Genomic DNA, 14,867 nt, shown 5'->3' on the forward strand with positions numbered 1-14,867 from the left:
CGCCCACCCGCTACTTCGCCAGGTAGCTGGCGATGTCATCGATCTCCTGCTGTGACAGCTGCGGGAAGGGGGGCATCAGACCGCCGCCCTTCCTGATCCTGTCCTTGACCTGGGCGGGCTGCAGCCGCTTGCCGACATCGGTGAGCGCCGGGAACGTCGGCGGTACACCGGTGCGTTCAGCACCGTGGCAGGCGGTGCAGTGCTGGGCGTAGAGTTTCGCGCCGGCGGCCGGGTCGTCCTTGGCCCACGCTGCCGTCGCAACGTTCATGCCGCCCAGGGCCACGGCCACTGCCAGGATCATTTTCATGTGGGGCTCCTTGATGCGTCAGCGGTGGGTACGGGTGGGCAGGTTGGTGGTCAGGTGTTCACGCAGGTAGTCCGCGCCGGCCTGGATGACCTTGGCCGGGTCGCGTGGCTGGTCGTGTTCGACGATGTACCAGTGCACGCCAGCGGTGGCGGCGGCCGGCAGGATCGCGTCCCAGTCCAGCACGCCCTGGCCGACCGCAGCGAATCCACCTTCGTCTTCGGCCTGGCCCTTGGGCGCATTGTCCTTGGCGTGTACCGCAAATATGTGGCCGCGGAACTTGCCAAGCATCACGGCCGGGTCCAGGCCCGCGCGCGCGACCCAGGCCAGGTCCAGTTCGGTCTGCAGCTCGGGGCCGGCGGCGTCGAACAGCAGCTCCAGTCCGGTCCTGCCATTGAAGTCGACCAGCTCGAAGTCGTGGTTGTGATAGGCCAGCTGCATCCCCTTGCCGCGCACCTGCCTGGCAATCCGGCCCAGCTGCCGGCCCAACGCGGTCCAGCCGGCGGCATCGCGCGGACGGTCCTTCTGGTCCAGATAGGGCACCACCAGCGTGCTGTTGCCAATCGAGCGGTTGAAGGCCACCACGGCATCCAGGTTGTCGCGCAGCTCGGCCAGCTGAACGTGCGACGAAACCGCTTTGATCGAGTAACGGTCCAGCAACTGTTTCAGCTCCGCAGCGCTTGCATTCTGCGTACCGACGGTCTCCACCGCACGCACGCCCGCGTCGTGGACGATCTTCAGCTGCTGGTCAAGCGGGCCGGCGTTGCGCAGCGTGTACATCTGCACGGCGATGGGCTTCTGCGCACCGGCTGTGTTTCCTGCGAAGGCGGGCAGGACTGCAAGCAGCAGCAGGACGAGGGTTGCAGTTCTACGGACAGGGATGTTCATCAACAGATCCTCCCGGGATTCAACCGATGGTGGTCCAGGTGCGTGACCTGGCCGATGCAATGACACGATCAACGATCCGCGCCGAGCGCAGGCCGTCTTCGAAGGTGGGCAGGCCCTGCGGCCGCTCGCCTTCAATGGCGCGATAGGTGTCGGCCACGAACGCTTCGAAGCACTGCGCGTAGCCTTGTGCGTGCCCCGCTGGCAGCGGCGACAACCGGCGTTGTTCGGCATTGCCGGCGCCCGGGCCGCGCACGAAGATTTCCTCGCGCTGCTCGGGCAGGCCGATCCACAGCCGCTCGGCATCCTCCTGGTTGAACGCCACGCTGGCGTTGGCGCCGTCGATCTCGAACCAGAGCCGGTTGTGGCGTCCGGCCGAGACCTGGCTGACCGTCAATGACGCCAGCGTGCCCGCGCCGGTCCTGAACATCGCTGCGGCCACGTCCTCGCTCTCGACCGCTTGCTTTGCGCCGTCTGTCGCCGGCGTGCTGAAACTCTGGGAGGTGGTTGCGCTGCGCTCGGGGATCACCGTGGCAAACGCCGCGTTCACTTCGGCGAAGCACTCGCCGCTGACCCATTCAACCAGGTCGCACCAGTGCGACCCGATGTCAGCGAACACGCGCGATGTGCCACCCAGTGCAGGGTCAACCCGCCAGTTGTTGCTGGCCGGGTCCAGCAGCCAGTCCTGCAGGTAGCTGCCATGGATCAGGTGCAGTGGCCCCAGATCGCCCTGCGCGATGCGTGCGCGTGCCTCGCGGACCACCGGGTGGTAGCGGTAGACGAAGGGGACGGTGGCGACCAGTCCGGTCGAGGCGGCCAGCGCCGCCAGCGCCTGCGCATCGTCCAGCGTCGTCGCCAACGGTTTCTCGCAGATCACGTGCTTGCCGGCGTCCAGTGCGGCCTGCGCCATCGCGCGGTGCAGGTGGTTGGGCGTGCAGATGTGCACGACCTGTACCTGGGGATCAGCGACGACGTCCTCGATATCGCGATAGGCGCGCGGGACATTCCACGCATGCGCCACCTCGCGCGCGCGCTGCGGCGACGAGGCGGCCACGCCGCGCACCTCGGCGCCAGCCAGCAGTGCCGCGCGGCGATGCACCGCGCCGATCATGCCGGTACCAACGATGGCGATTCCAAGCAGGGGCATCGGCCGGTCTCCTCAGGGTGTGGACGACGCGGCCGCCGCTACCGGGCGGTCGCGGAACAGCAGCAGGAAGGCGATCAGCACCACCAGTGCAACGCCGGCCGGGAACAGCCAGATCTGCTGCCAATCGGGGCCGGCCTCGGTGGTGAAGTGCTCCACTACCGCGCCGGACAGGAAGGTGCCGATCAGCATGCCCACGCCATAGGTGGCCAGGGTGATGAAGCCCTGCGCGCTGCTGCGCGCGGCGGGGCCGGCGTGGGCATCGGTGTAGATCTGGCCGGTGACGAAGAAGAAGTCGTAGCAGATGCCATGCAGTACGATGCCGATCACAAGCAGGGAGAAGCCACTGCCCGCATCGCCGAAGGCGAACAGCGCGTAGCGCACGACCCAGGCTGCCATGCCGACCGCCAGCATGGTCTTCACCCCCAGCCGCACGAACAGGAACGGCATGGCCAGCATCAGCAGCACTTCGGACACCTGGCCCAGCGACTGCAGGCCGGCCGCGCCCTGCACGCCCAGGTCGTTGAGATACGGATTGGTGAAGTTGTAGTAGAACGACAACGGGATGCAGATGGCGATGGAGGCCAGGAAGAACACCAGGTAGGCGCGCGACTTCAGCAACCGCAGTGAATCCAGCCCCAGGATCTGTCCCAGCCCGGCATCGCGCTGCTGCGCCAGTGGCGGCGTGTGCGGCAGGGTGAACGCATACAGGCCCAGCACCAGCGATGCCAATGCGGCCATGCGGAAGGTCAGTTCAAGCCGATGCGCCTGTTCCCAGCCCAGCCAGCCGATCAGCACGCCTGCAACGATCCAGCCGACGCTGCCGGCCACGCGTACCAGCGGGAACTGCTTCTCCGGCGATTGCATGTGCCGCATGGCGACGCTGTTGGCCAGTGCCAGCGTCGGCATGAACAGGAGCATGTAGCCCATGACGCACGCGGAAAACACGCTGAAGCTGGTGGCGGTGGACGCCAGCCACATCAGCACCGCGCCGGCCAGGTGCAGCACCGCCAGGATGCGCTGCGCCGCGAAATAGCGGTCTGCGATCAGGCCGACCAGGAACGGTGCCACGATGGCACCGATGGACTGGCTGAGAAACGCCGTTGCCACCTGGCTTGCGCTGGCCTGCAGCGGGCCCTGTACCAGGTAGGTGCCCAGGGTGACGAACCACGCCCCCCAGATGAAGAACTGCAGAAACATCATCGCGCCCAGGCGCGACATGGCGTGCGTCATGGCTTGCCCTCCCGGGGCGGTCGTGGCTCAGATTCCCAGCATGCGGCGCAGTGATCCAGCGTCCGTGGCGCTCCCGGCAAAGTCGTCGAAGGCGCGTTCGGTTACATGGATGATGTGATCGCGGATGAAGGCGGCACCCTCGCGCGCGCCGTCCTCCGGGTGTTTCAGGCAGCACTCCCACTCCAGCACCGCCCAGCCGGGGAAGTCGTACTGGGCGAACTTCGAGAAGATCGCCTTGAAGTCGATCTGGCCGTCACCGGGTGAGCGGAACCGGCCCGGACGATCGATCCAGTCCTGGTAGCCGCCATACACGCCGCTGCGCACGCTGGGGCGATACTCCGCGTCCTTGACGTGGAAGATGCCGATGCGGGCGTGGTAACGGTCGATGAAACCGAGGTAATCCATCTGCTGCAGCAGCAGGTGGCTGGGGTCGTACAGGATCTTCGCGCGGGGATGATGGTCGACCTCATCGAGGAAGCGCTCGAATGTCGCACCGTCATGCAGGTCCTCGCCCGGGTGGATCTCGAAGCACAGGTCCACGCCGCAGGCATCGAACACATCCAGGATCGGGCGCCAGCGGCGGCCGAGTTCGGCGAAGGCTTCTTCCACCAGGCCCGGCGGGCGCTGCGGCCACGGATAGAAGTAGGGCCAGGCCAGCGCACCGGAGAACGTGGCGTGCGCGGTCAGCCCCAGGCGCTGGCTGGCCTGCGCGGCGAGCCGCAGCTGCTCCACGGCCCAAGCCTGGCGCGCGGGCGGGTTGCCGCGCACGTCTACGGGTGCGAATCCGTCGAACAGGCTGTCGTAGGCGGGATGGACCGCGACCAGCTGCCCCTGCAGATGCGTCGACAGTTCGGTGATCTGCAGGCCGTGCCCGGCCAGCATGCCGGCAACATCGTCGCAGTACGCCTGGCTGCGCGCCGCCTCGGCCAGATCGAACAGGTGGGGCGCGGAGGTGGGAACTTGTACGCCAGAATAGCCCAGACCCGCGGCCCACCCGGCCAGCGTGTCCAGCCGATCAAAAGGAGCTGTGTCGCCGATGAACTGCGCCAGGAACAGCGCTGGACCCTTGAGCGTCTTCAACGTGATTCGCTTTCGATGCAATCGATTGCATTATCCTAGCAGGGGCGCACGCAGGACCTGTTGTGCACTGCACAGCGGACAGGAGAACTAACGCCATGGCCACCATCTACGACATCGCCAGGCACGTCGGCGTCTCCGCAGGCACGGTGTCACGGGCGCTTTCCCGGCCGGACAAGGTGCTGCCGGCCACCCGTGCGCGCATCGAGCAGGCCGCCGCCGCATTGGGCTATGTGCCCAACACGGTGGCCCGCACGCTCAAGACCCAGCGCAGCGGCAAGATCCTGGTCACCGTCCCGGACATCGCCAATCCGTTCTTCGCACAGATCCTGCAGGGTGCGGAGGAGGCCGCGCAGGCGGTCGGCTACGCGGTTCTGCTGGGCGATACCCAGCATCAACCCGATCGTGAGGAGCGCTACGCACAGATGCTCCGGCGCAACGAGGCCGACGGCATGATCGTGCTGGGCCATCGCCTGCCACCGACCGCGCGCGAAATCGTCGAGCAGCGCGGTGCAGCTGCGCCGGTGGTCAATGGATGTGAGTTCGACCCCGCACTGGGCATCCCCAGCGTCCATATCGACAACGCGGCCGCCGCACGCGCGGTGATGGAGCACCTGTACGGCCTGGGGCACGAACAGATCGCCGTGGTCGGCGGGCCACCTGACAACCCCCTGCACCAGCAGCGGCTGGAAGGGGTCCGGGCCGCCGGCAAGGCGCGGGGTCGCCTGCGCCAGCTGAGCATCGTGCCCGGGGACTTTTCCGTTGAGTCCGGGCATGCGGCGGTGATGGCGCTGCTGGACGGCACGCCCGTGCCGACCGCGGTGTTCTGCTTCAGCGACCAGATGGCACTGGGGGCACTGGCGGCCTGTCGCGACCGGGGCATCCGCGTTCCGGAAGCGCTCTCCATCGTCGGCTTCGACGACCTGGCCTCTTCGCGTTATCTCACCCCGCCGCTGACGACCATCCGGCAGCCGATGCGTGAAATCGGCGAGCGCGCGGTCAACCTGCTGCTCGCCATCATCGAACAGGTCGATGTACCGCTTCAGCAGACGCTGGAGTTCAGCTTCATGCTGCGCGGTTCGACAGCGGCGCCTCGGTGGTAGCGCAGGCGAGGCAGGGCAGTCGGAGCAGGGCGGCCGGCCCGCGCGTCGTGCCGCGACCTTGATCCCGAATTGACGCAAAGCTGTCAGACTCATCGCAGGCAGCCCGGCAAGGGCCGTGGCAGCAGGTGCGATCGCGCAAGGGGGGGGCAATGCCATTCTTCACCGATTCGGCGGAAGGCGCGGTCGAAGGCATTGGCGCGGCACGTCGCATCGGCTGGATGCGTTTCGTCGGCAATGGACTGGGGGCAATCCCCATCGCTTCGATCATCCTCGAGCGCCACGATGGGCCGCTGGCGTGGGTCCTGCTGCTGCTCAACGCGCTGGCGTGGCCTGCGCTGGCATTGATGCTGACCCAGCGCTCCGGCCAGCCCGCGCTCGTCCAGTTCCGCTGCATGGTGGCCGACTCCTTTTTCGGTGGTGGCTGGATCGCCTTCATGGCGTTGAGCGCGGTGCCCAGTGCACTGTTCGCCGCACTGCTGGTGGCCGACAAGATCGCTGCCGGTGGCGTTCGCCTGGCGATGCGCGCCACGCTGGCCCTGATGCTGGGCTTCGCGCTCACCTGGTGGGCGCTCGGCTTCCCTTACCAGCCGGTCACCTCGCAGCGCACGATCGTGCTGAGTGTCCCGTTCCTGTTCGTGTATGGCATCGGCCTGAGCATTCTCAGCTGGCAGCTGGCGCGCCGGGTCAAATCGCAGAACCGCCAGCTGCAACGTCTCAGCCGGATGGACCCGCTGGTCGAACTGGCCAATCGTGGCTTCCTGATCCTGCGTGCGCAGCAGGCGCTGGACCGGGCACAGGGCCAGGGCGGGTTTGCCTGCCTGCTGATGCTCGATGTGGACGACTTCAAGCGCATCAATGACTCGCATGGCCACCGCGCCGGTGACGAGGTGCTGCGGCATATCGCGGCGACATTGCGCACCGTTGCCCGGCCCGGTGATACGCCCGCGCGGCTCGGGGGCGATGAGTTCGTCGTGCTGCTGCGCGACTGTACGCCTGTTGACACGATGCACGTGGCCGAGCGGGTGCGCCTGCACCTGCTCGAGGCCGCGCGGCAGGCCACGCCGGGTGTGGAATTCAGCGTCAGTATCGGCATTGCGGCCACGCCGCGTGGCGGCAGTGTCGAGGACTGGTTGGCACTGGCCGACCGCGCGCTGTACCACGCCAAGCGCCAGGGCAAGAACACCGCCAGCTGCGGCGAGTGAGCGCGCGTGGGGACGGCACGGCTGCCGCCGAACGAGGATGAAATGCCCATTCATCCTGCACGCGGAATCAGCACGCCAATCCTCTACCATGGGCCACCCCGCCCGGACGCGCTCCCATGCAAGACGCTCTCGTTGCCCAGCCCAAGCCCCCCATTCCAAGGATCGCGGCGTGGCTGATGATGCTGCTGGGCATGTGGCTGGCGCTGAAACTGGGCCTGGTGGTCACCCTTCTGTCCGGCCTGCTGGTGTTCCAGCTGACCCACCTGCTGGCTTCCACCGTGGAAGGCAGGCTGCCGCCGGGACGCGCACGGGCGATCGCCGTGATCGTGCTGTCGGCGATCATCATCAGTGCGCTGGTGCTGGCCGGGATCGGCGTGGCCTCGTTCTTCCGCAACGAGACCGGCGGCCCGGACGCATTGCTGGCGCGCCTGATGGAGATCCTCAACACCTCGCGGCACCAGGTGCCGGCGCTGCTGCAACCCTACATCCCCGAGGACATGCCGGCGCTGCGCGCGGCGCTGAACGACTGGGCCGCCGAGCATCAGCGCCAGCTGGGCGTGGCCGGTACCTCGGTGGTCCAGGTGGGTGTGCGCGTGCTGATCGGCATGGTGCTGGGTGCGATGATCGCACTGTATGACGAACTGCCGCTGCCGAAGATGGGTCCGCTGGCGCAGGAGCTGATCGGGCGCACCAGCCGCCTGGCCACCGCGTTCCGCCAGGTGGTGTTCGCGCAGGTGAAGATCTCGCTGCTGAACACCGTGTTCACCGCGATCTTCCTGCTGGGCGTGCTGCCGTTGTTCGGCGTGCACCTGCCGCTGTCCAAGACCCTGGTGCTGATCACCTTCCTGGCCGGCCTGCTGCCGGTGGTGGGCAACATCATCTCCAACACGATCATCACCATCGTCGCACTGTCGGTCTCGTTCTACGTGGCGGTGGCGGCGCTGCTGTACCTGATCGTGATCCACAAGCTGGAGTACTTCCTCAACGCGCGCATTGTCGGTGGCGAAATCCAGGCGCGGGCCTGGGAGCTGCTGCTGGCCATGCTGGTGATGGAGGCGGCCTTCGGCCTGCCGGGCCTGGTCGCCGCGCCGGTGTTCTATGCCTACGTGAAGCGCGAACTGGTCGACCAGCGCTGGATCTGACGCGGCGGGGCATGACGTATTTGTCCCGATTCGAGCGTCCGCGCGGTCTTGTCGGTGCGTTCGCGGCGCGCACGGTGTACCCACGGCCACGGTTGGCCCGTTAGCGGCTTGGCGCCTGTGCAGGCGGCCGCTACAGTGTTCCGCACGACAGGGGAAATGTGCATGGCCCGCAAGGCGTCGCCCATCGGATTGCGGACCTGGGTCTGGATCCTGGCCGGGCTGTTCGTAGTCTGTACGCTGCCGCTGATGGCCATCGCACTGGTGCAGGGCACGCTGCGCTTCACCGCCGCCGAGGACAACCTGGTCAGCCTGCGCCGGCTGCAGCAGACCTTCGACCTGGCCAACCGGGTGTCGGCCGAGCGCGGCCCCGCCAACAGCCTGCTGGGAGCCAATACGGCCGATGCGGCCGAACAGGCGCGGCTGGCCGCGCAGCTAGCGGTTGCGCGCAAGCGGGCCGACACCGTCCTGCTGCAACTGGACACCGTGTTCAAGGCCGATCCGGGCGTGGTCGACGAACATGGGCTGCTGGCCGACGTGCAACGTCGCCTGCAGTCGGCGCGGGCCGCGGTGGACCAGGTGGCGGCACAGCCGCACGAGATGCGCCGGGTGGAAGACGTGGAGCGCGCGATCAGCAGCATGTTCGCCGTGGTCGATCGCCTGCACGTGCTGACCTCGGCGCAGATCAGCGTGCTGGTCAGTGCCGACCGCGAAGCGGCGATCCCGGCGATGCAGGGCCAGGTGCTGATCGACCTGCGCGAGCATGGCGGCCGCCTGGCCTCGAACGTGATGGCGCCGGTGGCGGTACCGGGGGCCTGGCGTGACGAACAGGTGCGGGCGGCATTGCAGACCGAAGGCCGCCTGCTGGAACTGTGGCGGCTGGCAGGCAGCCATGAAGCCGTGTTCCGCAGCGATCCGACGCTGTCCTGGCATTGGGGCATGGCACGCCGGCAGTTCTTCGGCGAATCGCTGCCGATGATCGAACAGCTGATCGAAGATGGACGGCGTGGCGTGCCGCCGCCGTGGACCGCCGCAGAGTTCACCGCGCGCTACGTACCGACCCTGCGGTCGCTGGAAGCGCTGCGTGACGGTTACCTGAGCGTGTCCATCGCCCGTTTCGAGCGCACCCGCAACCGCGAAGCGACGCGCCTGGTGGTGCTGGTGGCGACCGTGCTTGGCACGCTGGTGGTGCTGGGCGTGGCGCTGCGCATTGCCCATCTGCAGATCCTGCGGCCGCTGCTGCAGGCACAGAAGCAGGTGATCCAGATCGCCTCGGAAGCGCCCGGCCCGGAACAGCACGTGACCCACCCGCTGGCCGAGATGCAGCGCCTGTTCGATGCCATCGAAGTGCTGCGCGAGAAGTCGCGCGAGCGCTCGGCGTTGACCAGCGAGCTGCGCCAGCTGGCCGGCACCGATGAACTGACCGGGTTGTTGAACCGGCGCGCGCTGGACCAGAGGGTGCAGCAGCGCCATGCCGACGGTGGCACCAGCGCGGTGGTGATCCTGCTTGACATCGATCGCTTCAAGGCCATCAACGATGGCCATGGGCATGCTGCTGGCGACCAGGTGCTGGTGCAGGTGGCACAGCTGCTGCAGCGCCACCTGCGCCGCAGCGACAGCATCGCCCGCTACGGTGGCGAGGAATTCCTGGTGCTGCTCGCCGACGGCGATCTGGCCGGCGGCCGCCAGTTGGCCGAGTCGCTGCGCGTGGCCATGCGGCAGCTGGACATCGCACTGGCCGGAGGCAACGTACTGCGGGTCACTGCCAGCTTCGGCGTAGCCGAGGGGGGCACCGATGCGCTGGGCTGGCGCACCCTGCTGCGTGCCGCCGACGCGGCCATGTACCGGGCCAAGGCGCAGGGCCGCGACCGCGTGCGGGTGGCCGGCGGCGGCCGCAACGCACGTTGAGGACACGCATCAGCCGATGCGCGCATGCACGCGCCGCAGCGTGCGCGCGATCATCCGCCTCGCGATGGGACGCGGCACCGAGAGACCGCGCCAGCGCAGCGCACCCACCCGGAAGGTGGCGCTGGCGGTGGCCAGTACCTTGCCGGCCGGGTCAGTCAGCCAGCCACGGGTGAAGGCGATGCTGCCCTTGCTGTGCTCGACTTCGCCCCAGCCGATGATCCGCCCCGGCCGTGCCGGGTTGACGAAACTGGTCTTGGATTCCACCGTGACCGCGATGCGGTTGGCTGGCAGGGTGGCGTAGATCGCCGGCCCCATGCAGTCGTCCAGCATCGCTGACAGGAATCCGCCCTGCACGTTGCCCATCGGATTGGTGAGCACCGTCCCGGCGTCGAACTCGACCTGGATGCGACGCAGTGCATCGTCGTAGTCGACGAATCGCCAGCCGAGCAGGGTGCCCGCCTGGGAGGGCGGCAGATCACCGTTGACCACGCGGTAGAAGATCGATTCGGGATTCATGGGAGCCTCGATGGAGGGAGATGAGGGAGCACGCATCAGGACAGTGTCAACAGGGCCAGCACGAATCCGATGACCGACAGCAGCACCACCGCGGCGCCGGCGGGCACCGGTGTACGCGCACCGGTGCGTCGCCGCACGCCGGAGGCGACCAGCACCGGGGGCGCGGTGGCGACCAGGCAGAACAACTGGAACGCCAGCAGCTGTGGCAGCGCGAAGTGACCACCGAAGAAGATCAACCAGGCCAGCATCACGCCGGCACCGGCCAGTGCGATCCACCCGGCGCCGACCACGCGGATGAGTGCCATCAGCAGCACCTGCATGCGCGGTTCGATCTCCGCCCACGACATGCCCACGGCCTGCGCGTGGTAGGGCATGAAGTCGGAACGTTTCAGATAGGCCGCAGCAAACAGCGAGACAATGAAGAACGCCAACAGGTAGCAGCCGAACGCGAGCCAGGCGAACAGATCCATGTGGAGGCCGTGCGGTTGGGGGAGGAGTCGCCGCGTGCACGCCGGCTGCCATGCCGGTCGTGCCACGGGGTTGCGCGATTCTCGGGCACGCCCCTGTTAGCTGGGTGTAGTGCTCCGCAGGGGCGTTCCTCTATCTGCCTTTAACGTAAGCATGGTGGTGTGGAGTGCGTCACGCATGGACCATGCGCCGTATCTCGTTTCCCGTGAAGAGGCCGCAAGTGCTCATGCACTTTCCGGTCACCGCTCTGCGCAGACGCTGGGCGTCCCTCCGATCAAGGACCGCGCCGTGACCCAGCTCACCCTCCCAGAACTTGCCAAGAAAATGGCCGGCATCGATTTCACGATGCTGCAGACCCGCGCCGGTGGAGAAATTGCCGGTCGCCCCATGAGCAACAACGGTGACGTGGACTATGACGGTGACAGCTGGTTCTTCACCATGGAAGACACCGACATGGTGCGCGAGATCGAGGCTGACCCCACCGTCGCACTGGGTTTCTCCGGCAGCAAGTCGCTGCTGGGCAAGCCGCCGCTGTTCGTGCACGTGCAGGGAAGGGCGGCGCTGGTGCGCGATCGGGCCACGATGCGCGAGCACTGGGTGAAGGACCTGGAACGGTGGTTCGAACAGGGAGTGGATACACCGGGACTGGTACTGATCCATGTGCGCGCCAGCCGTATCCACTACTGGGATGGCGAGGACGAGGGCGAAATCACAACCTGATCCCGGCGCGGGGAGGCCGGCGGCAACGCGGCCGTTGCGCGCCGCGCCCGGGCTTTGCCATCCTCCCTGATGTTTTCCGTACCGTGGAGTTCCAATGCGCCCTGCCTCCTGGCTGATCCTGGCCCTGCTGCCTGCCCTGGCGGCGGCGCAGCCTGCACGTGCACCGAAGGCCAGCGCACAGGCGCAGGACCCTTTCAGTGAGTTGTTCGATACCGCCTGCATGCAGCACATCGGCGCACCGGCGCGGTTGCAGTCGTTGATGGAATCCAACGGGCTGTCACCGCTGCAGCCTGCCGAGGCGGCAACGTTGCTGCAGGGGCAGTCGGGCGTGGCCTGGATGGTGCCGCTGGCCAGCGGCCGCTATGCGGTCAGCTGGGCTGACGATGGCACGTGTACGGTCTACGCCGAAAAGGCCGACGCGGCGGTCGTGCAGAAGGGCTTTGCCCGGTTGGTGCAGGCGGCGCCGACGCCGTTGCAGGCGCGCTCGCTGCCAGGCCGTGGGCCGTTGTCGGCGGACCAGGTGGCGATCCAGTACGGCTGGGCCACGCCCGGGCAGGCCAAGCTGCAGGTGCGTTTCCGGCTGGTCACGCGGCAGGCGGCCGAGGCCGGCGTGCAGGCGATGGCCTCGGTGACGCCGGGCGAAGCGATGCTGGAGCAGGCTGCACCCAGCCGGTAACGCTGGCCCCGCGCCGCGCAGGCTGCCCAGGCCCGCGATTCAGCCTTTCACGCAGGTTGTGATATATCGTTTATCGATAAATCCATCCCGGGGGCGGCGAGGCCGCCCCAATGCCGGAGGCCGCTTGACCGCTCGTCCCGCCCGCGCCAGACCCGCGCGAGGCTTGTTCACCCTGGCCCAGGCCGCCGTCCAGGCCGTCCGGGCGATGTGCTGGCTGGGCATCCTGGCCGCACTGCTGGCCGTGCCGCTGGTCGCGCACGACCGTCGCTGGCTGCTCGACAGCGTCCACGATGCCGCTGCCGCTGCTGCACACGGCAACGCGCTGTTCCTGCACTTCTGCCTGGGGCTGGCTGCGATCGTCGCGCTGCTGGTGCTGTGCCTGCTGTTCCTGCGCCATCTGCTGCGGCTGCTGAAATCGGCGGCGCGCGAAAGGCCGTTCACCCACGCCAATGCGCAGCGCCTGCAACGGATGGCGTGGCTGATGCTGGCGATGGAGCTGCTGTCGATCCTGATCGGCGCCTACGCGGCCTGGATGGGCCCGGACTTCAGCTGGATGGAGGTGGGCGGCGGCATGTCGATCACCGGGCTGGTGGCGGTGCTGATGCTGTTCGTGCTGGCACGCGTCTTCGCCGTGGGCGCGGCGATGCGCGATGACCTCGACGGTGTCATCTGATGGCAATCGTCATCACCCTGGACCGCGTGCTGCAGGAACGGGGCATGACCCTGTCCGAGCTGGCCGGGCGCATCGACATCACCCTGGCGAACCTGTCGATCCTGAAGACCGGCAAGGCGCGCGCCATCCGCTTTTCCACGCTGGATGCGATCTGCCGGGAGCTGCAATGCACGCCTGGCGACCTGCTCGGGTACGACCCGTCGCACACGCAGGACGCAGACTGAGTGTTTGTTCTTCTCCCTTACCTACTGACGAAACGGACCTGAAATGGAATGGTTGGCTGACCCCTCGATATGGATGGGCCTTGCAACCCTGGTCGTGCTTGAGATCGTGCTCGGCATCGACAACCTGGTGTTCATCGCGATCCTTGCCGACAAGCTTCCGCCGCACCAGCGCGACCGCGCGCGGGTGATCGGCCTGGCACTGGCCCTGCTGATGCGGCTGGTGCTGCTGGCGGCGCTGGCCTGGATCATGAAACTGACCGAGCCGCTGCTTACGCTGTTCGAGCACAGCTTTTCCGGGCGTGACCTGATCCTGCTGGGCGGTGGCCTGTTCCTGCTGTTCAAGGGCACCATGGAGCTGCACGAACGGCTGGAAGGCCGCGCGCACCACGAAGATGGCAAGAAGGTCTATGCCAGCTTCGCCATGGTGGTGGCGCAGATCGTGGTGCTCGATGCGGTGTTCTCGCTGGATTCGGTGATCACTGCGGTCGGCATGGTCGACAACCTGGGCGTGATGTATGCCGCCGTGACCATCGCAATGGCGCTGATGTTGCTGGCGAGCAAGCCATTGACCCGCTTCGTCAACAAGCATCCCACCGTGGTGGTGCTGTGCCTGGGCTTCCTGCTGATGATCGGCTTCAGCCTGGTGGCCGAAGGCCTGGGCTACAAGATCCCGAAGGGCTATCTGTACGCGGCGATCGCCTTCTCGATCCTGGTGGAAGCCTTCAACCAGTGGGTGCGTTTCAACCGTGAGCGCAACGAGCGTCGCCAGCCGTTCCGGCAGCGCACCGCTGATGCGGTGCTGCGCATGCTCGGCGCGCGCCCGGCCAATGGCCACGACGATGAAGGCCTGGACGCGCAGGTGGACGCCGAAGAGCGCCTGCAGCCTGCCGAACACGAAATGATCCGCAGCGTGCTGGGCCTGGCCGACCGGCCGGTGTCGAGCGTAATGACCGTGCGCGCCGATGTGCAGTGGATCGACCTGGCGCGTGGGCAGGAGGACGTCGTGGCGCGCCTGGTGGCGTCGCCGCACACCCGCCTGCTGGTGGGTGAGGGTGACCTGGACAGCCTGCGTGGCGTGGTGCAGAGCCGCGATCTGCTGGCCGACCTGCTGCAGGGCAGGCCGCTGCAGCTGGAAGGCAACCTGCGCGAGCCGCAGTACGTGCTGTCCAGCGCCAGTGCGCTGCAGGCGCTGGAACTGATCCGCCAGCATCCGGTACCGCTGGCGGTGGCGGTGGATGAGTACGGCAGCGTGGAAGGCCTGGTGACCGCCAACGATCTGCTGGCGGCGATTGCCGGCGATCTGGTCGATACCCAGGACGAGCGCTATGGCGTGGTCGCGCAGGGCGAGGACCAGTGGGAGGCCGACGGTGCGCTGACCCTGGACGACCTGCAGCGGCTGACCGGCGTATCGCTGCCACGCAGTGCCGACTACATGACCATCTCCGGGCTCGTGCTGGAGCAGCTGGGCCGGCTGCCGGACACCGGCGATGCGGTGGAGGTGGCGGGTGTGCGCATCACCGTGCTGGCGATGGAGAAGCGCCGCATTGCCCGCCTGCGGGTGCAGCGCCTCGACGGAATGGCTTGACGCCCCTGTT

At 67.5% G+C, this 14,867-nt stretch carries 16 protein-coding genes; 9 read left to right on the forward strand and 7 right to left on the reverse strand.

The features are described from left to right. Positions 1–10: 10 nt before the first annotated feature. From ROV93_RS13970 to ROV93_RS13990, 5 genes are read right to left on the reverse strand one after another with little or no spacing between them, the layout of a single operon-like run. On the reverse strand, positions 11–307 hold the full coding sequence (locus ROV93_RS13970; protein ID WP_005415640.1) for a cytochrome c: 297 nt from the start codon (positions 305–307) through the stop codon (positions 11–13). 18 nt (positions 308–325) lie between these two features. Next, positions 326–1,192, reverse strand: a complete 867-nt coding sequence (locus ROV93_RS13975) for a sugar phosphate isomerase/epimerase (RefSeq protein WP_312540161.1) — start codon at positions 1,190–1,192, stop codon at positions 326–328. A 19-nt stretch (positions 1,193–1,211) separates the two neighbouring features. Beyond that, entirely contained in the window at positions 1,212–2,336 is a 1,125-nt protein-coding gene (locus tag ROV93_RS13980) for a Gfo/Idh/MocA family oxidoreductase (RefSeq protein ID WP_072168653.1), read from the reverse strand. Between the two features lie 12 nt (positions 2,337–2,348). After that, the gene (locus ROV93_RS13985) at positions 2,349–3,566 is read right to left on the reverse strand and encodes a nucleoside permease (RefSeq protein ID WP_072168654.1); all 1,218 of its coding nucleotides are present in this window, start codon (positions 3,564–3,566) and stop codon (positions 2,349–2,351) included. A 27-nt stretch (positions 3,567–3,593) separates the two neighbouring features. Beyond that, the gene (locus ROV93_RS13990; protein ID WP_072168655.1) at positions 3,594–4,646 is read right to left on the reverse strand and encodes a sugar phosphate isomerase/epimerase family protein; all 1,053 of its coding nucleotides are present in this window, start codon (positions 4,644–4,646) and stop codon (positions 3,594–3,596) included. Between the two features lie 95 nt (positions 4,647–4,741). On the opposite strand from ROV93_RS13990, the gene ROV93_RS13995 reads away from it, so the two are divergent. From ROV93_RS13995 to ROV93_RS14010, 4 genes are all read left to right on the forward strand, one after another. After that, positions 4,742–5,746: a LacI family DNA-binding transcriptional regulator gene (locus tag ROV93_RS13995; RefSeq protein WP_072168656.1), complete on the forward strand. Its 1,005-nt coding sequence runs from the start codon at positions 4,742–4,744 to the stop codon at positions 5,744–5,746. Between the two features lie 149 nt (positions 5,747–5,895). Continuing rightward, complete coding sequence (locus ROV93_RS14000) at positions 5,896–6,948, forward strand: diguanylate cyclase (protein WP_312540168.1); 1,053 nt, start codon at positions 5,896–5,898, stop codon at positions 6,946–6,948. A 116-nt stretch (positions 6,949–7,064) separates the two neighbouring features. Next, entirely contained in the window at positions 7,065–8,090 is a 1,026-nt protein-coding gene (locus ROV93_RS14005) for an AI-2E family transporter (RefSeq protein WP_072168658.1), read from the forward strand. A 162-nt stretch (positions 8,091–8,252) separates the two neighbouring features. Continuing rightward, positions 8,253–9,995 carry a GGDEF domain-containing protein gene (locus ROV93_RS14010; protein WP_072168692.1) on the forward strand — a complete coding sequence of 581 codons (1,743 nt, stop codon included), beginning with the start codon at positions 8,253–8,255 and terminating at the stop codon, positions 9,993–9,995. 9 nt (positions 9,996–10,004) lie between these two features. Here the strand turns inward: ROV93_RS14010 and ROV93_RS14015 are convergent, their stop codons facing one another. Together ROV93_RS14015 and ROV93_RS14020 are read right to left on the reverse strand one after the other, a co-directional pair. After that, entirely contained in the window at positions 10,005–10,511 is a 507-nt protein-coding gene (locus ROV93_RS14015) for a PaaI family thioesterase (RefSeq protein WP_072168659.1), read from the reverse strand. A gap of 35 nt (positions 10,512–10,546) precedes the next feature. Then, complete coding sequence (locus ROV93_RS14020; RefSeq protein ID WP_180890459.1) at positions 10,547–10,981, reverse strand: hypothetical protein; 435 nt, start codon at positions 10,979–10,981, stop codon at positions 10,547–10,549. Between the two features lie 286 nt (positions 10,982–11,267). Here ROV93_RS14020 and ROV93_RS14025 point away from each other — a divergent pair, with 286 nt between their 5' ends. From ROV93_RS14025 to ROV93_RS14045, 5 genes are all read left to right on the forward strand, one after another. Then, positions 11,268–11,699, forward strand: coding sequence for a pyridoxamine 5'-phosphate oxidase family protein (locus ROV93_RS14025; RefSeq protein ID WP_072168661.1), 432 nt, complete (start codon positions 11,268–11,270; stop codon positions 11,697–11,699). Between the two features lie 94 nt (positions 11,700–11,793). Continuing rightward, positions 11,794–12,375, forward strand: a complete 582-nt coding sequence (locus ROV93_RS14030) for a hypothetical protein (protein ID WP_005415652.1) — start codon at positions 11,794–11,796, stop codon at positions 12,373–12,375. Positions 12,376–12,580: 205 nt separating this feature from the next. Beyond that, complete coding sequence (locus tag ROV93_RS14035) at positions 12,581–13,048, forward strand: DUF2975 domain-containing protein (RefSeq protein WP_072168693.1); 468 nt, start codon at positions 12,581–12,583, stop codon at positions 13,046–13,048. Continuing rightward, on the forward strand, positions 13,048–13,272 hold the full coding sequence (locus tag ROV93_RS14040) for a helix-turn-helix transcriptional regulator (RefSeq protein WP_061479178.1): 225 nt from the start codon (positions 13,048–13,050) through the stop codon (positions 13,270–13,272). The genes ROV93_RS14035 and ROV93_RS14040 overlap by 1 nt, the downstream gene beginning before the upstream one ends. A 43-nt stretch (positions 13,273–13,315) precedes the next feature. After that, positions 13,316–14,857: a TerC family protein gene (locus ROV93_RS14045; protein ID WP_072168662.1), complete on the forward strand. Its 1,542-nt coding sequence runs from the start codon at positions 13,316–13,318 to the stop codon at positions 14,855–14,857. The last annotated feature ends 10 nt before the right edge of the window (positions 14,858–14,867 follow it).

Origin of the sequence: Stenotrophomonas maltophilia group sp. msm4 (assembly GCF_032025605.1) — a bacterium.
Taxonomy (GTDB): domain Bacteria; phylum Pseudomonadota; class Gammaproteobacteria; order Xanthomonadales; family Xanthomonadaceae; genus Stenotrophomonas; species Stenotrophomonas sepilia.

What these genes read in the sequence shown, in the direction of transcription:
- ROV93_RS13980 (WP_072168653.1), bottom strand. Translation starts at nt 2,336, where the DNA reads ATGCCCCTGCTTGGAATCGCCATCGTTGGTACCGGCATGATCGGCGCG.
- ROV93_RS13975 (WP_312540161.1), bottom strand. Translation starts at nt 1,192, where the DNA reads ATGAACATCCCTGTCCGTAGAACTGCAACCCTCGTCCTGCTGCTGCTT.
- ROV93_RS13995 (WP_072168656.1), top strand. Translation starts at nt 4,742, where the DNA reads ATGGCCACCATCTACGACATCGCCAGGCACGTCGGCGTCTCCGCAGGC.
- ROV93_RS14000 (WP_312540168.1), top strand. Translation starts at nt 5,896, where the DNA reads ATGCCATTCTTCACCGATTCGGCGGAAGGCGCGGTCGAAGGCATTGGC.
- ROV93_RS14005 (WP_072168658.1), top strand. Translation starts at nt 7,065, where the DNA reads ATGCAAGACGCTCTCGTTGCCCAGCCCAAGCCCCCCATTCCAAGGATC.
- ROV93_RS14040 (WP_061479178.1), top strand. Translation starts at nt 13,048, where the DNA reads ATGGCAATCGTCATCACCCTGGACCGCGTGCTGCAGGAACGGGGCATG.
- ROV93_RS13985 (WP_072168654.1), bottom strand. Translation starts at nt 3,566, where the DNA reads ATGACGCACGCCATGTCGCGCCTGGGCGCGATGATGTTTCTGCAGTTC.
- ROV93_RS13970 (WP_005415640.1), bottom strand. Translation starts at nt 307, where the DNA reads ATGAAAATGATCCTGGCAGTGGCCGTGGCCCTGGGCGGCATGAACGTT.
- ROV93_RS14035 (WP_072168693.1), top strand. Translation starts at nt 12,581, where the DNA reads ATGTGCTGGCTGGGCATCCTGGCCGCACTGCTGGCCGTGCCGCTGGTC.
- ROV93_RS14010 (WP_072168692.1), top strand. Translation starts at nt 8,253, where the DNA reads ATGGCCCGCAAGGCGTCGCCCATCGGATTGCGGACCTGGGTCTGGATC.
- ROV93_RS14030 (WP_005415652.1), top strand. Translation starts at nt 11,794, where the DNA reads ATGCGCCCTGCCTCCTGGCTGATCCTGGCCCTGCTGCCTGCCCTGGCG.
- ROV93_RS14015 (WP_072168659.1), bottom strand. Translation starts at nt 10,511, where the DNA reads ATGAATCCCGAATCGATCTTCTACCGCGTGGTCAACGGTGATCTGCCG.
- ROV93_RS14045 (WP_072168662.1), top strand. Translation starts at nt 13,316, where the DNA reads ATGGAATGGTTGGCTGACCCCTCGATATGGATGGGCCTTGCAACCCTG.
- ROV93_RS14020 (WP_180890459.1), bottom strand. Translation starts at nt 10,981, where the DNA reads ATGGATCTGTTCGCCTGGCTCGCGTTCGGCTGCTACCTGTTGGCGTTC.